The sequence below is a fragment of the Kumtagia sp. genome (assembly GCF_059502445.1).
In genome coordinates this window covers 40,932-59,009 of sequence record NZ_JCACER010000044.1, presented here as the reverse complement: position 1 = coordinate 59,009, position 18,078 = coordinate 40,932, and the positions used below count along the sequence as shown (strand labels likewise).

Here is an 18,078-nt window from a genome sequence, read left to right as displayed (position 1 = left end):
CAGGCGGCGGCAGCGGGGGCGGCGGCGGAGTAGCGAGGGCCTTCCCTCCCCCTTGAGGGGAGGGTGGCCGCGAAGCGGCCGGGTGGGGTCATCGCGGCCGTCCGCGGCGCAAAAGCGAGCGTCAGCGATTCCCTCACAATCACCCGGATTGACAGCAATCGTCGCTTTCGGTTTCCTGCGAATCGGCCAGTGCAGCCCGCCGCTCGCTCCCGCCTGGGATGGTGAATGCACGACGATCCGGTTCCGACCCCGTGCAAGGGCGAGCCCGTCAGCAATGCGAGCACTGACTTTGCGGTTCGCCCGGCAGAGGATCGGATCATGCGCACCTTCCGTGACGCAAAGACTATGGCCAAGGCGCTCCGCCAGGGCCTGAACGAACGCGGCATCGCCCTCACCCATAGCGACTGCCTGGAACTGGTCGCCCGCCAGTTCGGCTTTCAGGACTGGAACATCCTGGCGGCACGGATTTCCGACGGCGGCACGCCGCAGGCGACGCTGCGCCTGCCCGAAGGCTGGATCGCCGGCGGCTCCAAGCCGGAGCACTACGAGATGGGGGTCGATTCCGGCATGCCGGGATCGCCGGCACTCATCCGCTGCAAGTATGATGCGGACGATCCGGCCTATCTGTCGGCCGAGAAAGGCTTCGGCACGCTGATGCAGAGCGTCGCCGCCGCAGGCTATCTCGGCAAGCGGCTTCGCCTGAATGCCGAACTGAGGACCGAGGAGGTCTCGGGAGCGGGGACGATCTGGATGCGCATCGACCGCGCGCCCGGCCAGACGGCCCGCTTCGACAATATGGAGAGCCGGTCGGACCAGGGCGTTCTCGCCGGAACCACCGGCTGGACACCGCGTCAGATCGTGCTCGACGTTCCCGACGATGCCGAAAGCATCCATTTCGGTTTCTATCTGCGCGGCACCGGCCGAACCTGGCTCCGCAACGTCACGCTGGTCGAGGTCGGCGAGGACGTCGCCGCGACCGGGGGCGGCGGCGCCTATCTTGCCGGCCCCACCAACCTCGACTTCTCGCGGCTTTCGCCCGGGAGCCGGTAGGCCGGTGCTTGTCGCCTTTTTATGGGAAAAACACCCGGATAGAGGACGGCGCCTGCGTTCGAACGCCGGCGCCGTTCCCCTCCGCTGTCAGCAGCAACGACTGGCCCAATGGCCTTGACCGGCGGATCGGCCTATAAGGCCGCTCCCGAAGGATCGACCCGCCATGCTCGCCATCACCGGTCGTCGCCGACAGGCGGCGCTTGCCTTCATCTTCGTCACCGCGGTGCTCGACATTGTCGCCATGGGCATCGTCATCCCGGTGCTGCCGCCGCTGATCGAGGAATTCGCGGGATCGAACGCCCAGGCGGGCTGGATCAACGGCGTGTTCGTGGCGCTGTGGGCCGGCGTGCAGTTCGTCTGCTCGCCGATCGTCGGCTCGATCTCCGACCGCTACGGCCGCCGGCCGGTCATCCTGCTGTCGGCTGCCGGGCTTTCCGCCGATTACGTGCTGATGGCGCTGGCGCCCGACCTGTGGTGGCTGGCGGTCGGCCGCATCGTCGCCGGCCTGACCTCGTCGAGCTTCACCACGGTGTTCGCCTACATGGCCGACATCACGCCGCCCGAGGGCCGGGCGCGCGCCTACGGGCTGATCGGCGCCGCCTTCAGCGGCGGCTTCGTGCTCGGGCCGGTGCTGGGCGGCTTCCTCGGCGAGATCTCGCCGCGCGCACCGTTCTGGTTCGCCGCCGCCATGTCGGGCATAGCCTTCCTCTACGGCCTGTTCGTCCTGCCGGAATCGCTCGCCCCGGAAAAGCGCATGGCTTTCTCGTGGAAGCGGGCGAATCCTTTCGGCGCGCTGCAGCTCCTGCGCTCGCATACCGAGCTGTTCGGGCTCGCGTCAGTCAACTTCCTGCTGCACTTCTCGCACCACGTCTTCTCCGCAGTCTTCGTGCTCTACGCCGGCGATCGCTACGGCTGGGGTCCGTGGCAGGTCGGGCTGGTGCTGGCCTTCGTCGGCGCGCTCGACATGGCCGTGCAGGGCCTGCTGGTCGGCCCGCTGGTCAAGCGCCTGGGCGACCGCAAGGTGATGGTCATGGGCCTGGTCGGCGGCGGCATCGGCCTTGCCTGCATGGGACTGGCGCCCACCGGCTGGCTGTTCGCCGCCGCCATGGTGCCGAACGCCTTCTGGGGCCTCGCCATGCCGACCCTGCAGTCGCTGATGACGCGGCTGGTCTCGGAGTCGGAGCAGGGCCAGTTGCAGGGCGCCACCATGAGCCTTGGCTCGATCGCCGGCGTCGCCTCGCCGCTGTTCTTCGGCGCCGTCTATGCGGCGACGGTGCAGCCCGTCTCCTTCGAGCCCATGCCCGGCCTGTCGTTCCTCATCGCCGCCGCCGTCCTGCTGCTCGGCGGGGCGCTCGGCTGGCAGGTGGCGCGCCGTGCCATCGCTGCCGAGGCGCGCGCCGCGGCCTGACCCGCCGGCTTCAACCCGGCCGTCGAACGGGATAGAAGCGTCCCGGAACAGCATGAGGAGACCGTCATGGCCGCGCACCCGCCCGTCTGCGATTTCGGCTGGAAGGCCGTCGACGCCGAGCTTGCCGGCACCGACGGCAAGCGGCACCGGCTGTTCGACCTTGCCGGGCCGAACGGTCTCGTCGTCGCCTTCATCTGCAACCATTGCCCCTATGTGCGGGCCGTCATCGACCGCATCGTCCGCGACGCCGTCGATCTCAAGCCGCACGGCGTCGGCTTCGTCGCGGTGAATTCCAACGATTCGGACGCCTATCCGCAGGATTCCTTCGATAACATGGTGCGTTTCGCCGAGGCGCACCGTTTCGGCTTTCCCTATCTGCACGATGCCGACCAGTCGCTGGCGCGCGCCTACGATGCGGCCTGCACGCCGGATTTCTTCGGTTTCAATCGCGATCTCGAATTGCAGTATCGCGGCCGCCTCGATGCGTCGCGCCGCGAGGTCGGCCCGCCGGACCTGCGCCGTGATCTCTACGGGGCGATGGTCGAGGTCGCCCGCACGGGCAACGGCCCGCGCGACCAGATCGCCTCCATCGGCTGCTCGATCAAATGGAAGAATGCGGCGTGACCTTGCCGGGGGACGACGAAGCCCCAGTTTTTTGATACGGTTTCAAATCTTTGCGACTGCGGATGGAAACGCCGCTCTGATACGTATACGCGAATAGTGGAGGAGGATGCCGCAACACGGGCGGCTTGAAGACGGTCGGAAGCGCCGCTTTGCGGCATTTCGACGCCCGGCCGCCTGGATTGTTGAAATAGAGGCAGGGCCGCGCGATACCGGTCGCGCCCACGTACCGAGGGACGATCCCCAGGGAGCCTGGACTGATGGATTTCGAGACTTTCTTCGCGGACAAGCTGGACGGCCTGCACAAGGAAGGCCGCTACCGCATTTTCGCCGACCTGGAGCGACGTGCCGGCCTGTTCCCGCGGGCGCTGCGCTATTCCGGCGACGATGCCCGCGAGGTCACCGTCTGGTGCTCCAACGACTATCTCGGCATGGGCCAGCACCCGGCCGTGATCGCCGCCATGCACGAGGCGCTGGACAAATGCGGCGCCGGCGCCGGCGGCACGCGCAACATCTCCGGCACCAACCACTACCACGTGCTGCTGGAGCGCGAGTTGGCCGACCTGCACGGCAAGGAAGCGGCGCTGCTGTTCACGTCGGGCTATGTTTCCAACTGGACGACGCTGTCGACGCTCGGCGCCAACGTCCCCGGCTGCGTCATCTTCTCCGACGAGGGCAACCATGCCTCGATGATCGAGGGCATCCGCCATTCCAAGGCCGAAAAGCGCATCTTCAAGCACAACGATCCGGCCGATCTCGACCGCATCCTGTCCGAATACGGCGCCGACGTGCCGAAGATTGTCGCCTTCGAGAGCGTCTATTCGATGGACGGCGACATCGCGCCGATCCGCGAGATCGTCGAGGTGGCCGAGAAGCACGGCGCCATGACATATCTCGACGAGGTGCATGCGGTCGGCATGTACGGTCCGCGCGGCGGCGGCGTCGCCGAGCGCGACGGCCTGATGGACCGCATCACCGTTATCGAGGGCACGCTGGGCAAGGCTTTCGGCGTGGTCGGCGGCTACATCACGGCGTCCGCGAAGCTGATCGACTTCGTCCGCTCCTTCGGCTCGGGCTTCATCTTCACCACGGCGCTGCCGCCGCATGTGGCGGCCGGCGCGCTGACCTCGATCCGGCACCTCAAGACCAGCCAGATCGAGCGCGTCCGCCACCAGGACCGGGTGAGGAAGGTGCGCGCCGGCCTCGACCGCATCGGCATCCCCTACATGCAGAACCCCAGCCACATCGTGCCGGTGAAGGTGGGCGACGCCGCCAAGTGCAAGTGGATCAGCGACATCCTGCTCGACCGCTACGGCATCTACGTGCAGCCGATCAACTACCCGACGGTGGCGCGCAAGACCGAACGGCTGCGCATCACGCCGTCGCCGCTGCACACCGACGCCGACATCGACCATCTCGTGCATTCGCTGTCGGACCTGTGGTCGCAATGCGCGCTGGCGCGGCAGGTGGCGTAAAGCCGCCCGATCGTCGCCCGAGCGCCCTCTCGTTTTCTGCTACTCGCTTTCGCCGTCGAGCGCCGGCACTGCGACGCCGGCCATCTCCGCCGCCAGCAGCCGCGCGGCACCGGCGCGCGCGATGCGCAGCATCAGCGCCTTGCGGGTAGCCGCCGCCAGCCGGTGCTCCGGCGCCTCGCGCAAAATTTCGGCGCCATACCCGTCCGACAGGATGAAGCCGCAGTCCTGCGGGAAGATCGCGGCCGGCACCTCCGGGTGGGTGGCGAAGAAGAAACGGTCGGAATGCAGCCGGTATTGCGGCCATTTGCGGTCGACGCGGAAATCCTCGAGCGAGGATTTGATCTCGATGATCCAGATGTCGCCCTGCCTGGTCAGCGCCACCAGGTCGGCGCGGCGGCCGGTGGCCAGCGACAGTTCCGGCAGCACATGCGCGCCCATCTGCGTCAGCAGCCGCTGCACGCCGCGGCGCACGATCATCGCCCGTTCGGACTGGCGTCCGTCGACGAGCGGATTGGCGGGGAGCGGCGACACGATCGGCATGACGCCAATAGTACAAAACCGGAACGAAGCTGCAAGGGCTTATGGTGGAAGAAGGCGCAAGATCATCGCCCATTGCGCCTGAAAGATCACGGAATCTGGCGGAAATTCACGCTTGCGTGAACGAATGTTGCGAAAATGCAATAGCTGCGCGCTTACATGCACGGCGGCGGCGAAAAGCATCACTCCCCGCTTGGCAGCCCGCGGCAAAGCTCCCTAGTGATGATGGCGAAAAAGCGGCCCGAATCAGGCCGCAATCGTTCGAAAGGGGTAGCGGATCAGGCAATGCGGCTGAAGGCACTCACAGTGGTGGCCGGTCTGGCCGTGGCGACCGCCCTGTCGGGCTGCACGTCGGTCGGTCTCGGCTCGTTCCAGATATTCACCGCGGACTACGGTTCCCGCACCGACGCCGGCTATCGCATCCCGCCGATCCCGATCACCAAGGTTCCCCGCCAGTACCACCGCCAGATCGTCAGCTACCGGACCGACGAGGCGCCGGGCACGATCATCGTCGATACCGGGGCAAAGTTCCTCTATTTCGTGCTGCCGGAAGGACGCGCGGTGCGCTACGGCATCGGCGTCGGCCGCGAGGGTTTCGAATGGAGCGGCACGGCGCGGGTCGGCGCCAAACGCGAATGGCCGGTGTGGACGCCGCCGCCGGAGATGATCCGGCGCCAGCCGCAGCTCGCCAAATGGCGCAACGGCCAGCCGCCCGGCCCGACCAACGCGCTGGGCGCGCGGGCGCTCTACCTGTTCAACAAGGGCGATACCGGCTACCGCCTGCACGGCACGCCGGAATGGTGGTCGATCGGCAAGGCGATGTCGTCGGGCTGCGTGCGGCTGCTCAACCAGGACATCATCGACCTCTACAACCGCGCCCAGGTCGGCGCCAAGGTCATCGTCAAGTAGGATTTCGCGAACCGTCTCGGCAACACGGACGACCGCAAAGCAGAAAACCGGGCTTTCGCCCGGTTTTTTGTTTGTGGCGTCCTGTCGGGGAGCCGGCAGGCGGCGCGGCCGCGACGCCGCTCAGACCACCTGCTCGACCTGCTGCACTTCCGGCACGAAGTGGCGCAGCAGGTTCTGGATGCCGTGCTTGAGCGTCGCCGTCGAGGACGGGCAGCCGGCGCAGGCGCCCTTCATGTTGAGGAACACGGTGCCGTTCTCGTAGCCGCGGAAGGTGATGTCGCCGCCGTCCTGCGCCACCGCCGGGCGCACGCGCGTCTCCAGCAGTTCCTTGATCGTAATGACGATCTCCTCGTCGGCCTTGTCGTAGAATTCGTCACCGGACTCGGCGGCGTCGCCACGCGCCTGGGCGGCGTGGGTCATCACCGGCGCGCCGGACATGAACTGCTCCATGATGGCGCCGAGGATCGCCGGCTTCAGATGCTGCCAGTCCGGGCCGTCGCCCTTGGTGATGGTGATGAAGTCGTAGCCGAAGAACACGCCGGTGACGCCGTGGATGTCGAACAGCCGGCCGGCGAACGGCGATGCCTCGCGCGCCGCCTCGGCGTCGCGGAAATCGGCTGTGCCCTCGGCCAGCACCTCGCGGCCGGGCAGGAACTTGAGCGTGGCGGGATTGGGGGTCGCCTCGGTCTGGATGAACATCGCCGCATCTCCGCGCGTCTTTGTTTGGAATAATTCTAAATAGGCCTATTCATCGGCCGCTACAAGCGGTGAATGGTGACTGGTGAAATGGTGAATGGCGACGAAGTCATCAAGTGCAGCGGCTTGACGCGGCTTCGCCCGCAGCTTCTTCACCATTCACCGCCTACGCCAGGCTGGCGATCTCCTCGTCCGACAGGTTCTGCGGCACCACCGTCACCGGGATCGGGAAGGCGGCACCCTTGCCGGCGATGGAGGCGACCAGCGGCCCCGGCCCTTCCTTGGCGGCGCCGGCGGCGAGCACCAGGATTGCGATGTCCTGGTCGTCCTCGATCAGTTGATGGATCTGCTCGGTCGGCTTGCCCTCGAGCACCACCAGTTCCGGCTCGATGCCGAGCGTGGCGCGCACCTTGGCGGCATGCACGTCGAGGGCCGCGCGGGCTGTCGCCTGCGCCTCCTCGCGCATGATCTTCTCCACGCCGAGCCAGTGCTGGAAGTCGCTCGGCTCGATGACGTAGAGCAGCACCACCACGCCGCCGGTGGATTTCGCGCGCATCGAGGCGTAGGCGACGGCGCGCTCGCACTCCGGCGTTTCGTCGATGATCGCCAGGAACTTGCGGCGATGGCCGGCTTCCCGGCTGAGACGTCTCGATACCATGGGCTATCCTGTCACCGGTGTCCGGCCGAACGGGCGCAATCTGCCACTGCCGCCGTGGCGCGGCAAGCGAGGCTTTCGCGCCAGCGGTCCGACGTTCAGCCCTGCAGCAGCCCGACGATGTCGCGCACCGTCTTCATCGTCGTCTCGGCAAGGTTGCCGGCCCGCTCGCCGCCATCGCGCAGCACGCCGTCGACATAGGCGTGGTCGGCCGATATGCGGCGCATCTCGGCCGCGACCGGCGCCAACTTGTCCACCGCCAGGTCGGCGAGCGCCGGCTTGAAGACGGAAAACTGCTGGCCGCCGAATTGCCCGAGCACCGCCTCCTTGCCGATGTCGGCGAGGCCGGCATAGATGCCGACGAGGTTTTCGGCCTCGGGCCGGCCCGCCAGCCCGTCGACCTCGCTCGGCAGCGCGTCGGGATCGGTCTTGGCCTTCTTGATCTTCTTGGAGATGGTGTCGGCGTCGTCGGTCAGGTTGATGCGCGACAGGTCGGACGGGTCCGACTTCGACATCTTCTTCGACCCGTCGCGCAGGCTCATGATGCGCGCCGCCGGGCCGCCGATCAACGGCTCGGTCATCGGGAAGAAGCCGTTCACCGTCTCCTCGCCGACCTGCATCTCGACGCCGACGCCGAGCTCGGCGATGCGGGCGGAGAAGTCGTTGTTGAACTTCTGGGCGATGTCGCGGGTGAGCTCCAGGTGCTGTTTCTGGTCCTCGCCCACCGGCACATGGGTGGCGCGGTAGAGCAGGATGTCGGCCGCCATCAGGCTGGGATAGGCGAGCAGGCCGAGCGAGGCGTTCTCGCGGTCCTTGCCGGCCTTGTCCTTGAACTGCGTCATGCGGTTCATCCAGCCGATGCGGGCGACGCAGTTGAAGATCCAGGCGAGCTCGGCGTGCTGCATGACGCGGCTCTGGTTGAAGACGATGTGCTTCTTCGGGTCGATGCCGGAGGCGAGGAACGCGGCGGTGATCGAGCGCGTCTGGTCCTGCAGGTCGGCATGGACGAGCTGGGCGGTCAGCGAATGCAGGTCGACGACGCAATAGATGCAGTCGGATGTCTCCTGCAGGGCGACGAACTTCTTGATGGCGCCGAGATAGTTGCCGAGATGCAGATTGCCGGTTGGCTGGACGCCCGAGAAGACGAGCGGCTTGAAGGCGGACATGAACGTTCCTCTTGGCTTGTGGAGGGCCGTTTCGCGCGCGGCGAAATTTTGCGGAAGCGCGCTTATGGCGGAAGGCGCGCCGCAGGGCAAGAGCCGCTTTCGCGTGGGAGGAAACTGTCTATCGGGCAAGCCTCGGAGGGGGGCGAGCTTGGCGCCACTCCCTCCCCTCTCGATCGAAAGATCGCCGAACGGCGGGTGGGGCGAGCCTAGTCGAGCCGCGCCAGGCGCTCCGTCAGCAGCGCGAAGAAGCCGTCGGCGTCGATGTCGCGCATGAACGTCACGTTCCGCTCGCGCTTGGTGACGCCCCACCAGTCGGCGACGGTCATGCCCATGGTCAGCTCGGACGCGGTCTCGACCGAGACGTTGATGAGCCGGCCCTTGAACAGCTCGGGCCTGAGCAGGTAGGCGATCACACAGGGATCGTGCAGCGGTCCGCCGTCCGTCCCGTATTTCTCCTCGTCGAAGCGCTCGAAGAACTCCAGCAGCACGGCCGTGGCGATGCCGACCCGCGTGCCGATCGCGCGGATGGCGGCGATGCGCTGGCGCGTCGTCAGCGCCTTGTGGGTGACGTCGAGCGACATCATGACCGTCGGCGCCCCGCAGTTGAGCACGATATCGGCGGCCTGGGGGTCGACATAGATGTTGAACTCGGCCGCCGGCGTCGTGTTGCCGCCTTCAAAGAAGCCGCCGCCCATCAGCACGATCTCCTGGATGCGCGGCGCGATCCTGGGTTCGCGCGACAGCGCCAGGGCGATGTTGGTGAGCGGCCCTAGCGGGCAGAGCGTCACTGTGCCCGGTTCCTCCGTCATCAGCGTCTCGACGATGAAGTCGACCGCGTGCTGTTCCTGCAGCGCCATGCGCGGCTCGGGCAGGTCGGGGCCGTTCAGGCCGGTGCGGCCATGCACGTGCTCGGCGGTCACCAGCCGCCGCATCAGCGGACGCGGGGCGCCCGAAAACACCCGCGTCTGCGGCCGGCCGGCCAATTCGCAGATCTTGAGCGCGTTCTTCTCGGTCAGGTGGAGCGGCACGTTGCCCGCCACGGCGGTCAGTCCCAGCACCTCGAGCTCCGGGCTTCCCAGCGCCAGCAGGATGGCCAATGCGTCGTCCTGGCCGGGATCCGTATCGATGATGATTTTCCGCTTGTCGGGCATTTCCAGTCCTGTTCTGAAGGCTTGCGTGAGGCTTGAAGTCGGCCGCAGCTTAAACCATATCGTAGATCGACAGGAGAAATGCCATCTGGATTTTTCCTGGCGATGTCGCTCGATGAGGACAGTGTAACATGAGCCGGATGCCGCCGTTTTCGAGCCCGCTTCTTCTGGGGTTCGATGCCATGGAAAAGACGATCGAACGTCTCGCCAAGTCCGGCGACAGCTACCCGCCCTACAACATCGAGCGGATCCATGCCTCCGAAACGGGCGCCGAACGGCTGCGCATCACGCTCGCCGTCGCCGGCTTCTGCGACGAGGATCTAGAGGTGCTGACCGAGGAAAGCCAGCTCGTCGTGCGCGGCAAGCAACGCGACGACGCCGAGCGGGACTATATCCACCGCGGCATCGCGGCACGCCAGTTCCAGCGCACCTTCGTGCTGGCCGACGGCATGCGGGTGATCGCGGCGGAACTGAAGAACGGACTGCTCTCGATCGACCTCGATCGCCCGCAGCCGGAACGGCTGGTACGGAAAATAAACATTTCGGTGAAAGACTGATCTGCCGCTTGGAGATCGCCGGAACCGAAAGCTCTCGGGCGGGTTGGTCATGACGACGCCCCGCGCAAAGGAGGCTGATATGACGAACGTTGACACCAGACCTGTCGTGACGAAGGCCGACCTTGCCCATCTCGGTGAGGGAACAGTCGCTTATCTGCGCGAAATGGGCTCGGACGAGCTGAAGGGCAAGTTCCCCGGCCTGCCGGACATCGAGCCAGGCCTGCGGCTTTGGGCACTCTTCGCTGCCGACGGCCGCCCTATCCTGCTCTCCGACGAACGCGACCGCGCGCTGGCGGGCGCATTGGCCAACGACCTGGTGCCGGTCGCCCTGCATTGATCGAATCGCCTCGGGCGGCCACCGTCGTCCCGAGATTCCCGACTTGAAATTGCCGTCTCAGGCGGCGTGCGAGGCTGGTGCCGACGCCAGCAAAGCGTGGATCGCCGCCGCGTCGCGCGTGCCGCGCACCTTGGCGACGGTATCGCTGTCGCGCAGCACGCGGGCGATGCGCGACAGCGCCTTCAGATGGTCGGCGCCAGCGCCTTCCGGGGCGAGCAGCAGGAAGACGAGGTCGACCGGCTGGTCGTCGAGCGCCTCGAAGTCGACCGGCTGCTCCAGCCGGGCGAATACGCCGGTGATCTGCTTGACCCCGGCCAGCTTGCCATGCGGGATGGCGATGCCGTTGCCGACGCCGGTGGAGCCCAGCCGCTCGCGCTGCAGGATGGTATCGAAAATCTCGCGCTCCGGGATGCCGGTGACGGCGGCGGCCTTCTCGGCAAGCAACTGCAGCAGCTGCTTCTTGGAATTCGCCCTCAGGACCGGCAGGATGGCCGGTGCCTGAACGAGATCACTGAGATCCATGCCAAAATCCTCTTCTGGCCCAACCCGGACGCGTGAGCGCTCTCGGGCCGGGATTACCGCTCAACCTTGCGTGGCTTTCGGGGTCGACGGATCGATCCAGCCGATATTGCCGTCCGCCCGGCGGTAGACGATGTTGACGTGGTCGTTTCCGGCATTGCGGAAGACGAAGACGGGGCTTTCCTTGGTGTCGAGTTCGACGACGGCGGATGCGACGGTCATTGTCTTCAGCGCCATTGTCGATTCCGCCACGATCGCCGGCGAATAGTCATCCGGCACCTCGTCCTCGTCGTCCTCGGCGATCGCCGCCATCACCGTATAGGCGACGTCGGTGGCGCTGCCGTTGCCGAAGCTCCTGGATCGCAGCCGCCGCTTGTAGCGGCGCAGCCGCTTCTCCAGCCTTTCGGCGGCGCCGTCGAAGGCGATGATCGGGTCCTGGGCGTCGCTGGTGGCCTGAAGTGCGGCGCCGCTGTCCAGATGGATCATGCAGTCGGCGGTGAAGCGGGAGCCCGATTTGGCCACGGTGACATGACCGGCGAATCCCCCGTCGAAATATTTGTCGATCGTGTCGCCGATGCGGGCCTCGATGCGCGTACGGAACGCATCGCCGATATCCATGTGCTTTCCCGAGATGCGCAGGCTCATGAGAACGTCGGCCTTCCTGTTCAGACTTCCAACCGGAGTGAGTTTATACCCGTTGCGGGAGCACACAAGCGTGACGGTGCTTTGCGACGGCCCTTCCCAGGTTTTCAGGTTTTCACGTGCCGTCTCCCGACGGGGCGTTCGATCCGACACCGCCCCTGCCCATGGGCGCGGGCTTCTAGTGAGTTCGCAATGCCTTGTCAATCAACGGCCGGCGGCCCTTGCGGAAGCTTGGGGGCCGGCTGTGGACAGATCGCGGGCGCTGCTGCTCTTAGCGGCTGCCGACACTGCTCATGGCGCGCTTCTCGCGCCGCCGCTGCACCGAGGAGGGAATGTTCATGCCTTCCCGGTACTTGGCCACGGTGCGGCGGGCGATGTCGACCCCTTCCTCCTTCAGCCGATCGACGATCGCATCGTCCGAAAGCACGTCCTCGGATGCCTCCTCCTCTATCATCTGGCGAATGCGGTCGCGCACGGCTTCCGACGAGTGGGCATCGCCACCCGCCGCGGAAGCGATCGACGCGGTGAAGAAATAGCGCAGCTCGAACACCCCGCGCGGGGTGAGCATGTACTTGTTGCTGGTGACCCGGCTCACCGTCGATTCGTGCATGCCGATCGCATCGGCCACCGTGCGCAGGTTGAGCGGGCGCAGGTGCCTGACGCCATGGAGCAGGAAGGCGTCCTGCTGGCGCACGATCTCGGATGCGACCTTCAGGATGGTCTTGGCGCGCTGGTCGAGGCTGCGGGTGAGCCAGTTGGCATTCTGCAGGCATTCGGCGAGGAAGTCGCGCTCGCCGGCGTTCTTCGTCTGGCTCGACACCTGGGCGAAATAGATCTGGTCCACCAGGACGCGCGGCAGCGTTTCCGGGTTGAGCTCGACCGCCCAGCTGCCGTCGCCGGCCGGTTTCACCTCGACATCGGCGACGATCGTGTCGACCGCGCCCACGGAAAATGCAGTGCCCGGCCGCGGGTCGAGCGTGCGGATCTCGGCCAGCATGTCGAGGAGATCCTCCTCGTCGACGCCGCACAGCCGCTTCAACGCCTGGAAATCGCGGCGCGCCAGCAGCTCCAGATGGGCGAGCAGCGTTCGCATCGCCGGATCGAGCCGGTTCGCCCGCGCCAGCTGCAGGCCAAGGCAGTCGGCGAGGTCGCGGGCGAACAGCCCGGGCGGATCGAAGGTCCGGCAGGTGGCGAGCACGGCCTCGACCTCCCGCGGCTGCGCTCCCAGCCGCTCGACGATGTCGGCGCCGTCGCCACGGAAATAGCCGGCGTCGTCGAGTCCGTCCGCCAGCTCATGGGCGATCAGCCTCGACGCCGCATCGGCGAAGGCGAAGGCGATCTGCTCGCCGACATGGTCGCGCAGCGTAAGGCGCGCCGCGGCTATGTCCTCGAGGTCGAAGCCGTCGGAATCGCCGCCCCCGCCCGATCCGGCCGATTTCCACTGCGCCGCCAGGTCGGGGCCTAGCCGCGGAGCGGCACCGGGATCGTCCGGAAAGACGTTCTCGAGCGAGGTGTCGAGCTGGGTCGACATGGTCTCCGACGTGGCCGACCCGTCGGGCTGGTACCAGTCGTCGGTCCGGATTTCCTCCTCGCGGCTCTTGTGGACCTGGTCCGTCGCCGCGTCCTCCTGCGGATCGACGCGCTCCAGCAGCGGATTGCGCTCGATTTCCTCGTCGACGAAGCGCTCAAGTTCGACATGGGTGAGTTGCAGCAGCTTGATCGACTGCATCAGCTGCGGCGTCATGACCAGCGACTGAGACTGTCGCAGCTGCAGTTTGGCTGACAGCGCCATGATCGGTTGCGTACTCCCCACACATTGCCCGCCGGCACTTACCAGCGGCCGGGCACAGCCGCAATGAAACTGGCCCGGCTTTTGCTTGTCAAGGCAAAGCGGCATGAATTGGCCGTTACCGGTGCTTGCGCGGGCGGATTTGGCCGAAGATCGTTACGGGAGAGGAAAAATGACGTCGGCAGGTGCCGGGGCAGGACCGATGAGAATGGAACCGGCCATCCTTTCCAGCTCGTTTCCGCGCAGGACTCTCAGCCGAAAACCGCCATCCTTCGAGCCCGGCTCAGAGCGTGAAACCCTCGCCGAGGTAGAGGCGCCGCACATTCGGGTCGGCGATGATCGCGTCGGCCGTCCCATGCTTCAGGATCTCGCCATTGTGGATGATATAGGCGCGGTCGATCAGCTTCAGCGTCTCGCGGACATTGTGGTCGGTGACCAGCACGCCGATGCCGCGGGTGGTCAGGTGACGCACCAATTGCTGGATGTCGGCGACCGCGATCGGGTCGATGCCGGCGAACGGCTCGTCGAGCAGCATGTAGTGCGGGCGGCTCGCCAGCGCGCGGGCGATCTCCAGCCGCCGCCGCTCGCCGCCCGAGAGCGCCATCGACGGCGACTTCCGGAGATGCGCGATGTGAAATTCCTCGAGCAGCGCGTCGAGCGATTTTTCCCGCTCCTTGCGGCTCTTCTCCACCACTTCGAGCACGGCGCGGATGTTGTTCTCCACGCTCAGGCCGCGGAAGATCGAGGCTTCCTGCGGCAGATAGCCGATGCCGAGACGGGCGCGGCGGTACATCGGCATCGAGGTGATGTCGAAGCCGTCGATCTCGATCCGGCCGCGGTCGACCGGCACCAGGCCGGTGACCATGTAGAAGCAGGTGGTCTTGCCGGCGCCGTTGGGTCCCAGCAGGCCGACCGCCTCGCCGGCGCGCACGCCGAGCGAGACGCCGTTGACCACCTGGCGGCCACGGTAGCTCTTGGCGAGGCCCGTCGCGATCAGCGTGCCCTTCAGCTCCGCCGCGCGCTTGCTGAGCGCCGGGGCGGCGGGGGTCGCGCGCGCGCGACCCGACAGGCGGGACAGGAACGACACGTCAGAAGCCATCAACGATTCTGCGACCCGGGCTGGATCGACACGATGACGCGGCCGCTCTTGTTGGTCTCCGACTTGCAGCCGTCGACCTGGGCGCGTCCGGATTTCATGTTGACGGTGAGCTTGCAGCCGACCAGCACGTTCTTGCCTTCCGACAGCACCACTTCGCTGCCGGAGAGCGTCAGCACCTCGCTGGTCATGTCGAAGGTGCCGCGGTCGCCGGTCGCCACCTGCGTGTCCGACTTGATGTAGACCTTGCCCTCGACCTCCAGCCTGTCGATGTTGGCCGATCCGGTGGCCGCCGAACCCGTGCTGCCGGTGGCGTAGAAGACCGTCATCTTGCCGGCCTTCAGCATGGTCGGGCCCTGCGTGACGTTGACGTTGCCGACGAACACCGCCTTGCTCTCGCCGTCGACGACCTCGAGGCGGTCGCTCTCGATCTGGATCGGCAGGCCGCTCGAGATGCTCAGCCCTTGCAGACGGCTGGTCGCGCTCTCCTGCGCGTGCAATTGCCCGATCGCCGGCGCCAGCGCGAGGAGCGCGATGCCGGCAGCTAGACTGAACCTGTTCCCGCTCATCGGCGTCCCACCCCTATTGACTGGCCGTCTCGGCCTTTGGCGGCACGATGTTCACGCGCACGCGCTTATCGAATACCACAAGCTTGCCGTTCTGTTCGACGGAAAGGGCATCGGAGTTGATCGAACCGTTCTTGAAGCGGATCTCGACCGGCTTGTCGGTCGTCATCCGCCCGCCCGCGATATCGATGAGCGCCGATCCGAGCTTTGCCTGCGAACCGTCCGACGTCGTTATATTGATCTCGCTGTTCACGTCGAGAGTGTTCATGTTGCGATCGAACACACCGCGCGCGGCGTCGATCGTCGCCGACATCTCGTCGTTGAGCGGCAGCGTCGCGGCGATGCCCTGCAGTTCGACGATCGCCTCGTTGGCGATGTCCTGGACCGCCCGCAGGGCGCTGACCGAATAGGGCCGGTTGTCCTCGGTGAAGCCTTCCAGCTTGGGATTGGCCATCACCAGCTTGCCTTCCGAAACGGCGGAGGTCTCGGCGACGATCTCGACGCTGCCCGGACTGGAGCGATAGGACTGGAACAGGAACAGCGCCGCCATGACCAGGGCCAGCGCCGGCAGCGCGATCTTCAGGGCGCGGACGTTGCGGGAATGGCGGGCCGCCGTGCGGAACATCGCGAGGCGATCGGTCCCGGACCGGCCAGGCACGTGCGGCGGCGCTGCCTCGGGCGTATCTGTCGAACGTGCCAACATTCAGTTACCTGTCTCGAATTCCGCGATCCGCCCTAGCCGCAATGCCGGACCGCTATTTGGGCTGATCGCGAAGAACGTGCCGAAAGCCACGAATTTATGGCGGCCGCGCAATGCCACCTTCGCTCACGCGGCCTGTCGTCGACGCGGGGGAAATCGCCTACACCGGATGCAGACCCCGCCTTCCGCTATAATTTGGGCGCTGTGATCACCGGCGCCAAGCATAACGTTTGTGCAATATGGTGCTGTTCGGGCGAATTGTCAGCCCTCCCGGCACCGGAACGGTCAAGCTTCGACATCTTCCTGCCATCCGGCGCGCTCAGCCGGCCATGCGGGTCGGCGGCTTGTCCTTCGCCAGCTTGCGGAACTTGCGCACGATGATGTCGCGCTTCAGCCGTGAGATGTGGTCGATGAACAGCACTCCGTCGAGATGGTCGATTTCGTGCTGGAGGCACGTCGCCAGCAGGCCGTCGGCGACCGCTTCGCGGGCGTTGCCCTCCAGATCGAGATAGTTGACCCGCACGGTGGCCGGCCGCTCCACCTCGGCATAGTAGTCCGGGATCGACAGGCAGCCTTCCTCGTAGACCGATCTCTCGTCCGAGCGCTCGACGATCTCCGGGTTGATGAAGACCTGCGGTGCCTTGGGCTCGTCCTCCTTGGCGAGGTCGATGACCAGCATGCGCAGGGGCTCGCCCACCTGGATCGCCGCCAGCCCGATGCCCGGCGCGTCGTACATGGTGTCGAGCATGTCGGCGGCGAGCTTCCTCACGGGCTCGTCGATGCGCTCGATCGGCTTGGAAACCAGGCGCAGTATGGGATCGGGAAGGATAATCAGCGGCTTGATCGACATGCGCATCAGGTAATGGCTGGCGCGGGGGGCGTCAACGGGATCGCCGCGCCTGTTCCTGTTTTGATCTGCGCGGGTCGCGCGAATCGGTTATGGTCGCCGCCATGAGCGATCTCGCAACCATCCTCGCCGAACCGATCGCCCGGATCGGCGCGACCGTTTTTACCCTGGGCCAGGCGCTCGCCGGGCTTGCCTTTTTGCTGCTGCTGTTGCTGGTGGCGCTCGTCGTGTCGCTTTGGCGGTCGGCCTCGGCCCGCGCGCTCGCCGCCGGCGAGGCGGCCGAGCATGCGCGCGAGACCGAGGCGCGCATGGCCGGCATCCTCCAGGCGCAGGCCGAGATGCAGGGGCGCATGAGCGCCGTCGCCGACACGCTCGGCGCCCGCCAGGCGGAACTGAACCAGACGATCGGCCAGCGCCTCGATTCCCTCACCGGGCGCATCGGCCAGACCATGGCCGAGCAGACGCGCTCCACCCACGAGAACCTGGCGCGGCTGCAGGAGCGGCTCGCCGTCATCGATACGGCCCAGAACAACATCCGTTCGCTGGCCGGCCAGGTCGTCCAGCTTCAGGCGATCCTGTCGAACAAGCAGACGCGCGGCGCCTTCGGCCAGGCGCGCATGGAGGCGATCGTCGCCGACGGGCTGCCGATGGGCGGCTACACCTTCCAGGAAACGCTGTCGAACGGCAGCCGGCCGGACTGCGTGGTGAAGATGCCGAACGGCGCCCCGCCGCTGGTCATCGACGCGAAATTCCCGCTGGAGGCCTGGAACGCCATCCGCGCGGCCGCCGAAGCCGACCAGACCGGCGAGGCGCAGCGCGGGGCGCAGCAGGCCTTCCGCCGCGACCTCGACGTCCATATCCGGGCGATATCCGAAAAATATCTGCTTGCCGGCGAGACCCACGACACCGCCTTCATGTTCGTGCCGTCGGAATCGATCTTCGCCGAGATCCACGAGAATTTCGAGCCGGTGATCCAGCGGGCGCATCGGGCCCGCGTCGTCATCGTGTCGCCGTCGCTGCTGATGCTGTCGATCCAGGTGATCCAGTCGATCCTCAAGGACGCCTCGATGCGCGAGCAGGCGCATCTGATCCAGGGGGAGGTGGTCAGGCTGATGGAGGACCTCTCCCGCATGGACGAGCGCGTGCGAAAGCTGCAGGTGCATTTCGGCCAGGCCAGCAAGGACATCGATGACATCCTGATCTCGGCCTCGAAGGTCGCCAAGCGCGGCCAGAAGATCGAGGCGCTGGAGTTCGGAGATGCGTCGCAGGCGGCCGCCGAGGCGCAGCCAGCGCGCGGCGCCGAGAGCAAGACCGGCCAGTTGCGGCTCAGGGTTGTCGACGACCGCGACTGATGCCCGCC

20 protein-coding genes are annotated in these 18,078 nt (G+C 66.5%); 8 read left to right on the top strand and 12 right to left on the bottom strand.

The genetic code is table 11. The annotated features are described in order from the left end of the window. Positions 1 to 318 precede the first annotated feature (318 nt). From AC5JDC_RS15320 to hemA, 4 genes are all read left to right on the top strand, one after another. Entirely contained in the window at positions 319 to 1,050 is a 732-nt protein-coding gene (locus AC5JDC_RS15320; RefSeq protein ID WP_495842395.1) for a glyoxalase superfamily protein, read from the top strand. Between the two features lie 163 nt (positions 1,051 to 1,213). Further along, the gene (locus tag AC5JDC_RS15315) at positions 1,214 to 2,458 is read left to right on the top strand and encodes a TCR/Tet family MFS transporter (protein ID WP_495842393.1); all 1,245 of its coding nucleotides are present in this window, start codon (positions 1,214 to 1,216) and stop codon (positions 2,456 to 2,458) included. A 66-nt stretch (positions 2,459 to 2,524) separates the two neighbouring features. Beyond that, positions 2,525 to 3,082 (top strand): thioredoxin family protein, encoded by a 558-nt coding sequence (locus tag AC5JDC_RS15310; protein WP_495842391.1) that lies wholly within the window; start codon positions 2,525 to 2,527, stop codon positions 3,080 to 3,082. A 257-nt stretch (positions 3,083 to 3,339) separates the two neighbouring features. Continuing rightward, positions 3,340 to 4,554, top strand: coding sequence for a 5-aminolevulinate synthase (hemA, locus tag AC5JDC_RS15305; RefSeq protein ID WP_495842389.1), 1,215 nt, complete (start codon positions 3,340 to 3,342; stop codon positions 4,552 to 4,554). Between the two features lie 39 nt (positions 4,555 to 4,593). Here hemA and AC5JDC_RS15300 read toward each other — a convergent pair whose 3' ends face one another. Then, the gene (locus tag AC5JDC_RS15300) at positions 4,594 to 5,094 is read right to left on the bottom strand and encodes an MmcB family DNA repair protein (protein ID WP_495842387.1); all 501 of its coding nucleotides are present in this window, start codon (positions 5,092 to 5,094) and stop codon (positions 4,594 to 4,596) included. Positions 5,095 to 5,376: 282 nt separating this feature from the next. On the opposite strand from AC5JDC_RS15300, the gene AC5JDC_RS15295 reads away from it, so the two are divergent. Then, a complete protein-coding gene (locus AC5JDC_RS15295; protein WP_106772826.1) occupies positions 5,377 to 6,000 on the top strand; it encodes a L,D-transpeptidase in 624 nt (207 codons plus the stop codon). A 120-nt stretch (positions 6,001 to 6,120) separates the two neighbouring features. On the opposite strand, the gene AC5JDC_RS15290 is transcribed toward AC5JDC_RS15295, so the two are convergent. The 4 genes from AC5JDC_RS15290 to AC5JDC_RS15275 form a co-directional block, all read right to left on the bottom strand. Then, a complete protein-coding gene (locus AC5JDC_RS15290; protein WP_106772827.1) occupies positions 6,121 to 6,699 on the bottom strand; it encodes a NifU family protein in 579 nt (192 codons plus the stop codon). A gap of 163 nt (positions 6,700 to 6,862) precedes the next feature. Next, positions 6,863 to 7,354: a universal stress protein gene (locus AC5JDC_RS15285; protein WP_106772828.1), complete on the bottom strand. Its 492-nt coding sequence runs from the start codon at positions 7,352 to 7,354 to the stop codon at positions 6,863 to 6,865. A gap of 95 nt (positions 7,355 to 7,449) precedes the next feature. Then, the gene (gene trpS, locus AC5JDC_RS15280) at positions 7,450 to 8,517 is read right to left on the bottom strand and encodes a tryptophan--tRNA ligase (protein ID WP_495842383.1); all 1,068 of its coding nucleotides are present in this window, start codon (positions 8,515 to 8,517) and stop codon (positions 7,450 to 7,452) included. 206 nt (positions 8,518 to 8,723) lie between these two features. Then, entirely contained in the window at positions 8,724 to 9,668 is a 945-nt protein-coding gene (locus tag AC5JDC_RS15275; protein ID WP_495842381.1) for a nucleoside hydrolase, read from the bottom strand. A gap of 128 nt (positions 9,669 to 9,796) precedes the next feature. Here AC5JDC_RS15275 and AC5JDC_RS15270 point away from each other — a divergent pair, with 128 nt between their 5' ends. Then, on the top strand, positions 9,797 to 10,222 hold the full coding sequence (locus tag AC5JDC_RS15270; protein ID WP_106772831.1) for an Hsp20 family protein: 426 nt from the start codon (positions 9,797 to 9,799) through the stop codon (positions 10,220 to 10,222). 79 nt (positions 10,223 to 10,301) lie between these two features. Next, the gene (locus AC5JDC_RS15265; protein ID WP_106772832.1) at positions 10,302 to 10,559 is read left to right on the top strand and encodes a BQ00720 family protein; all 258 of its coding nucleotides are present in this window, start codon (positions 10,302 to 10,304) and stop codon (positions 10,557 to 10,559) included. A gap of 57 nt (positions 10,560 to 10,616) precedes the next feature. Here AC5JDC_RS15265 and ptsN read toward each other — a convergent pair whose 3' ends face one another. The 7 genes from ptsN to def form a co-directional block, all read right to left on the bottom strand. Continuing rightward, positions 10,617 to 11,081 (bottom strand): PTS IIA-like nitrogen regulatory protein PtsN, encoded by a 465-nt coding sequence (gene ptsN, locus AC5JDC_RS15260; RefSeq protein ID WP_106772833.1) that lies wholly within the window; start codon positions 11,079 to 11,081, stop codon positions 10,617 to 10,619. A 60-nt stretch (positions 11,082 to 11,141) separates the two neighbouring features. After that, the gene (hpf, locus tag AC5JDC_RS15255; RefSeq protein ID WP_106772834.1) at positions 11,142 to 11,723 is read right to left on the bottom strand and encodes a ribosome hibernation-promoting factor, HPF/YfiA family; all 582 of its coding nucleotides are present in this window, start codon (positions 11,721 to 11,723) and stop codon (positions 11,142 to 11,144) included. 268 nt (positions 11,724 to 11,991) lie between these two features. Beyond that, positions 11,992 to 13,512: an RNA polymerase factor sigma-54 gene (gene rpoN / locus AC5JDC_RS15250; RefSeq protein ID WP_495842377.1), complete on the bottom strand. Its 1,521-nt coding sequence runs from the start codon at positions 13,510 to 13,512 to the stop codon at positions 11,992 to 11,994. 280 nt (positions 13,513 to 13,792) lie between these two features. Further along, positions 13,793 to 14,608: an LPS export ABC transporter ATP-binding protein gene (gene lptB, locus AC5JDC_RS15245; RefSeq protein ID WP_495842375.1), complete on the bottom strand. Its 816-nt coding sequence runs from the start codon at positions 14,606 to 14,608 to the stop codon at positions 13,793 to 13,795. Beyond that, positions 14,608 to 15,174, bottom strand: coding sequence for an LptA/OstA family protein (locus tag AC5JDC_RS15240; RefSeq protein ID WP_495842373.1), 567 nt, complete (start codon positions 15,172 to 15,174; stop codon positions 14,608 to 14,610). The genes lptB and AC5JDC_RS15240 overlap by 1 nt, the downstream gene beginning before the upstream one ends. 13 nt (positions 15,175 to 15,187) lie before the next feature. Further along, positions 15,188 to 15,796 (bottom strand): LPS export ABC transporter periplasmic protein LptC, encoded by a 609-nt coding sequence (lptC, locus tag AC5JDC_RS15235; RefSeq protein WP_165816073.1) that lies wholly within the window; start codon positions 15,794 to 15,796, stop codon positions 15,188 to 15,190. 394 nt (positions 15,797 to 16,190) lie between these two features. Further along, on the bottom strand, positions 16,191 to 16,721 hold the full coding sequence (gene def, locus AC5JDC_RS15230; RefSeq protein WP_495842370.1) for a peptide deformylase: 531 nt from the start codon (positions 16,719 to 16,721) through the stop codon (positions 16,191 to 16,193). A 101-nt stretch (positions 16,722 to 16,822) separates the two neighbouring features. On the opposite strand from def, the gene AC5JDC_RS15225 reads away from it, so the two are divergent. Then, the gene (locus AC5JDC_RS15225) at positions 16,823 to 18,070 is read left to right on the top strand and encodes a DNA recombination protein RmuC (protein WP_495842368.1); all 1,248 of its coding nucleotides are present in this window, start codon (positions 16,823 to 16,825) and stop codon (positions 18,068 to 18,070) included. Positions 18,071 to 18,078: the final 8 nt, after the last annotated feature.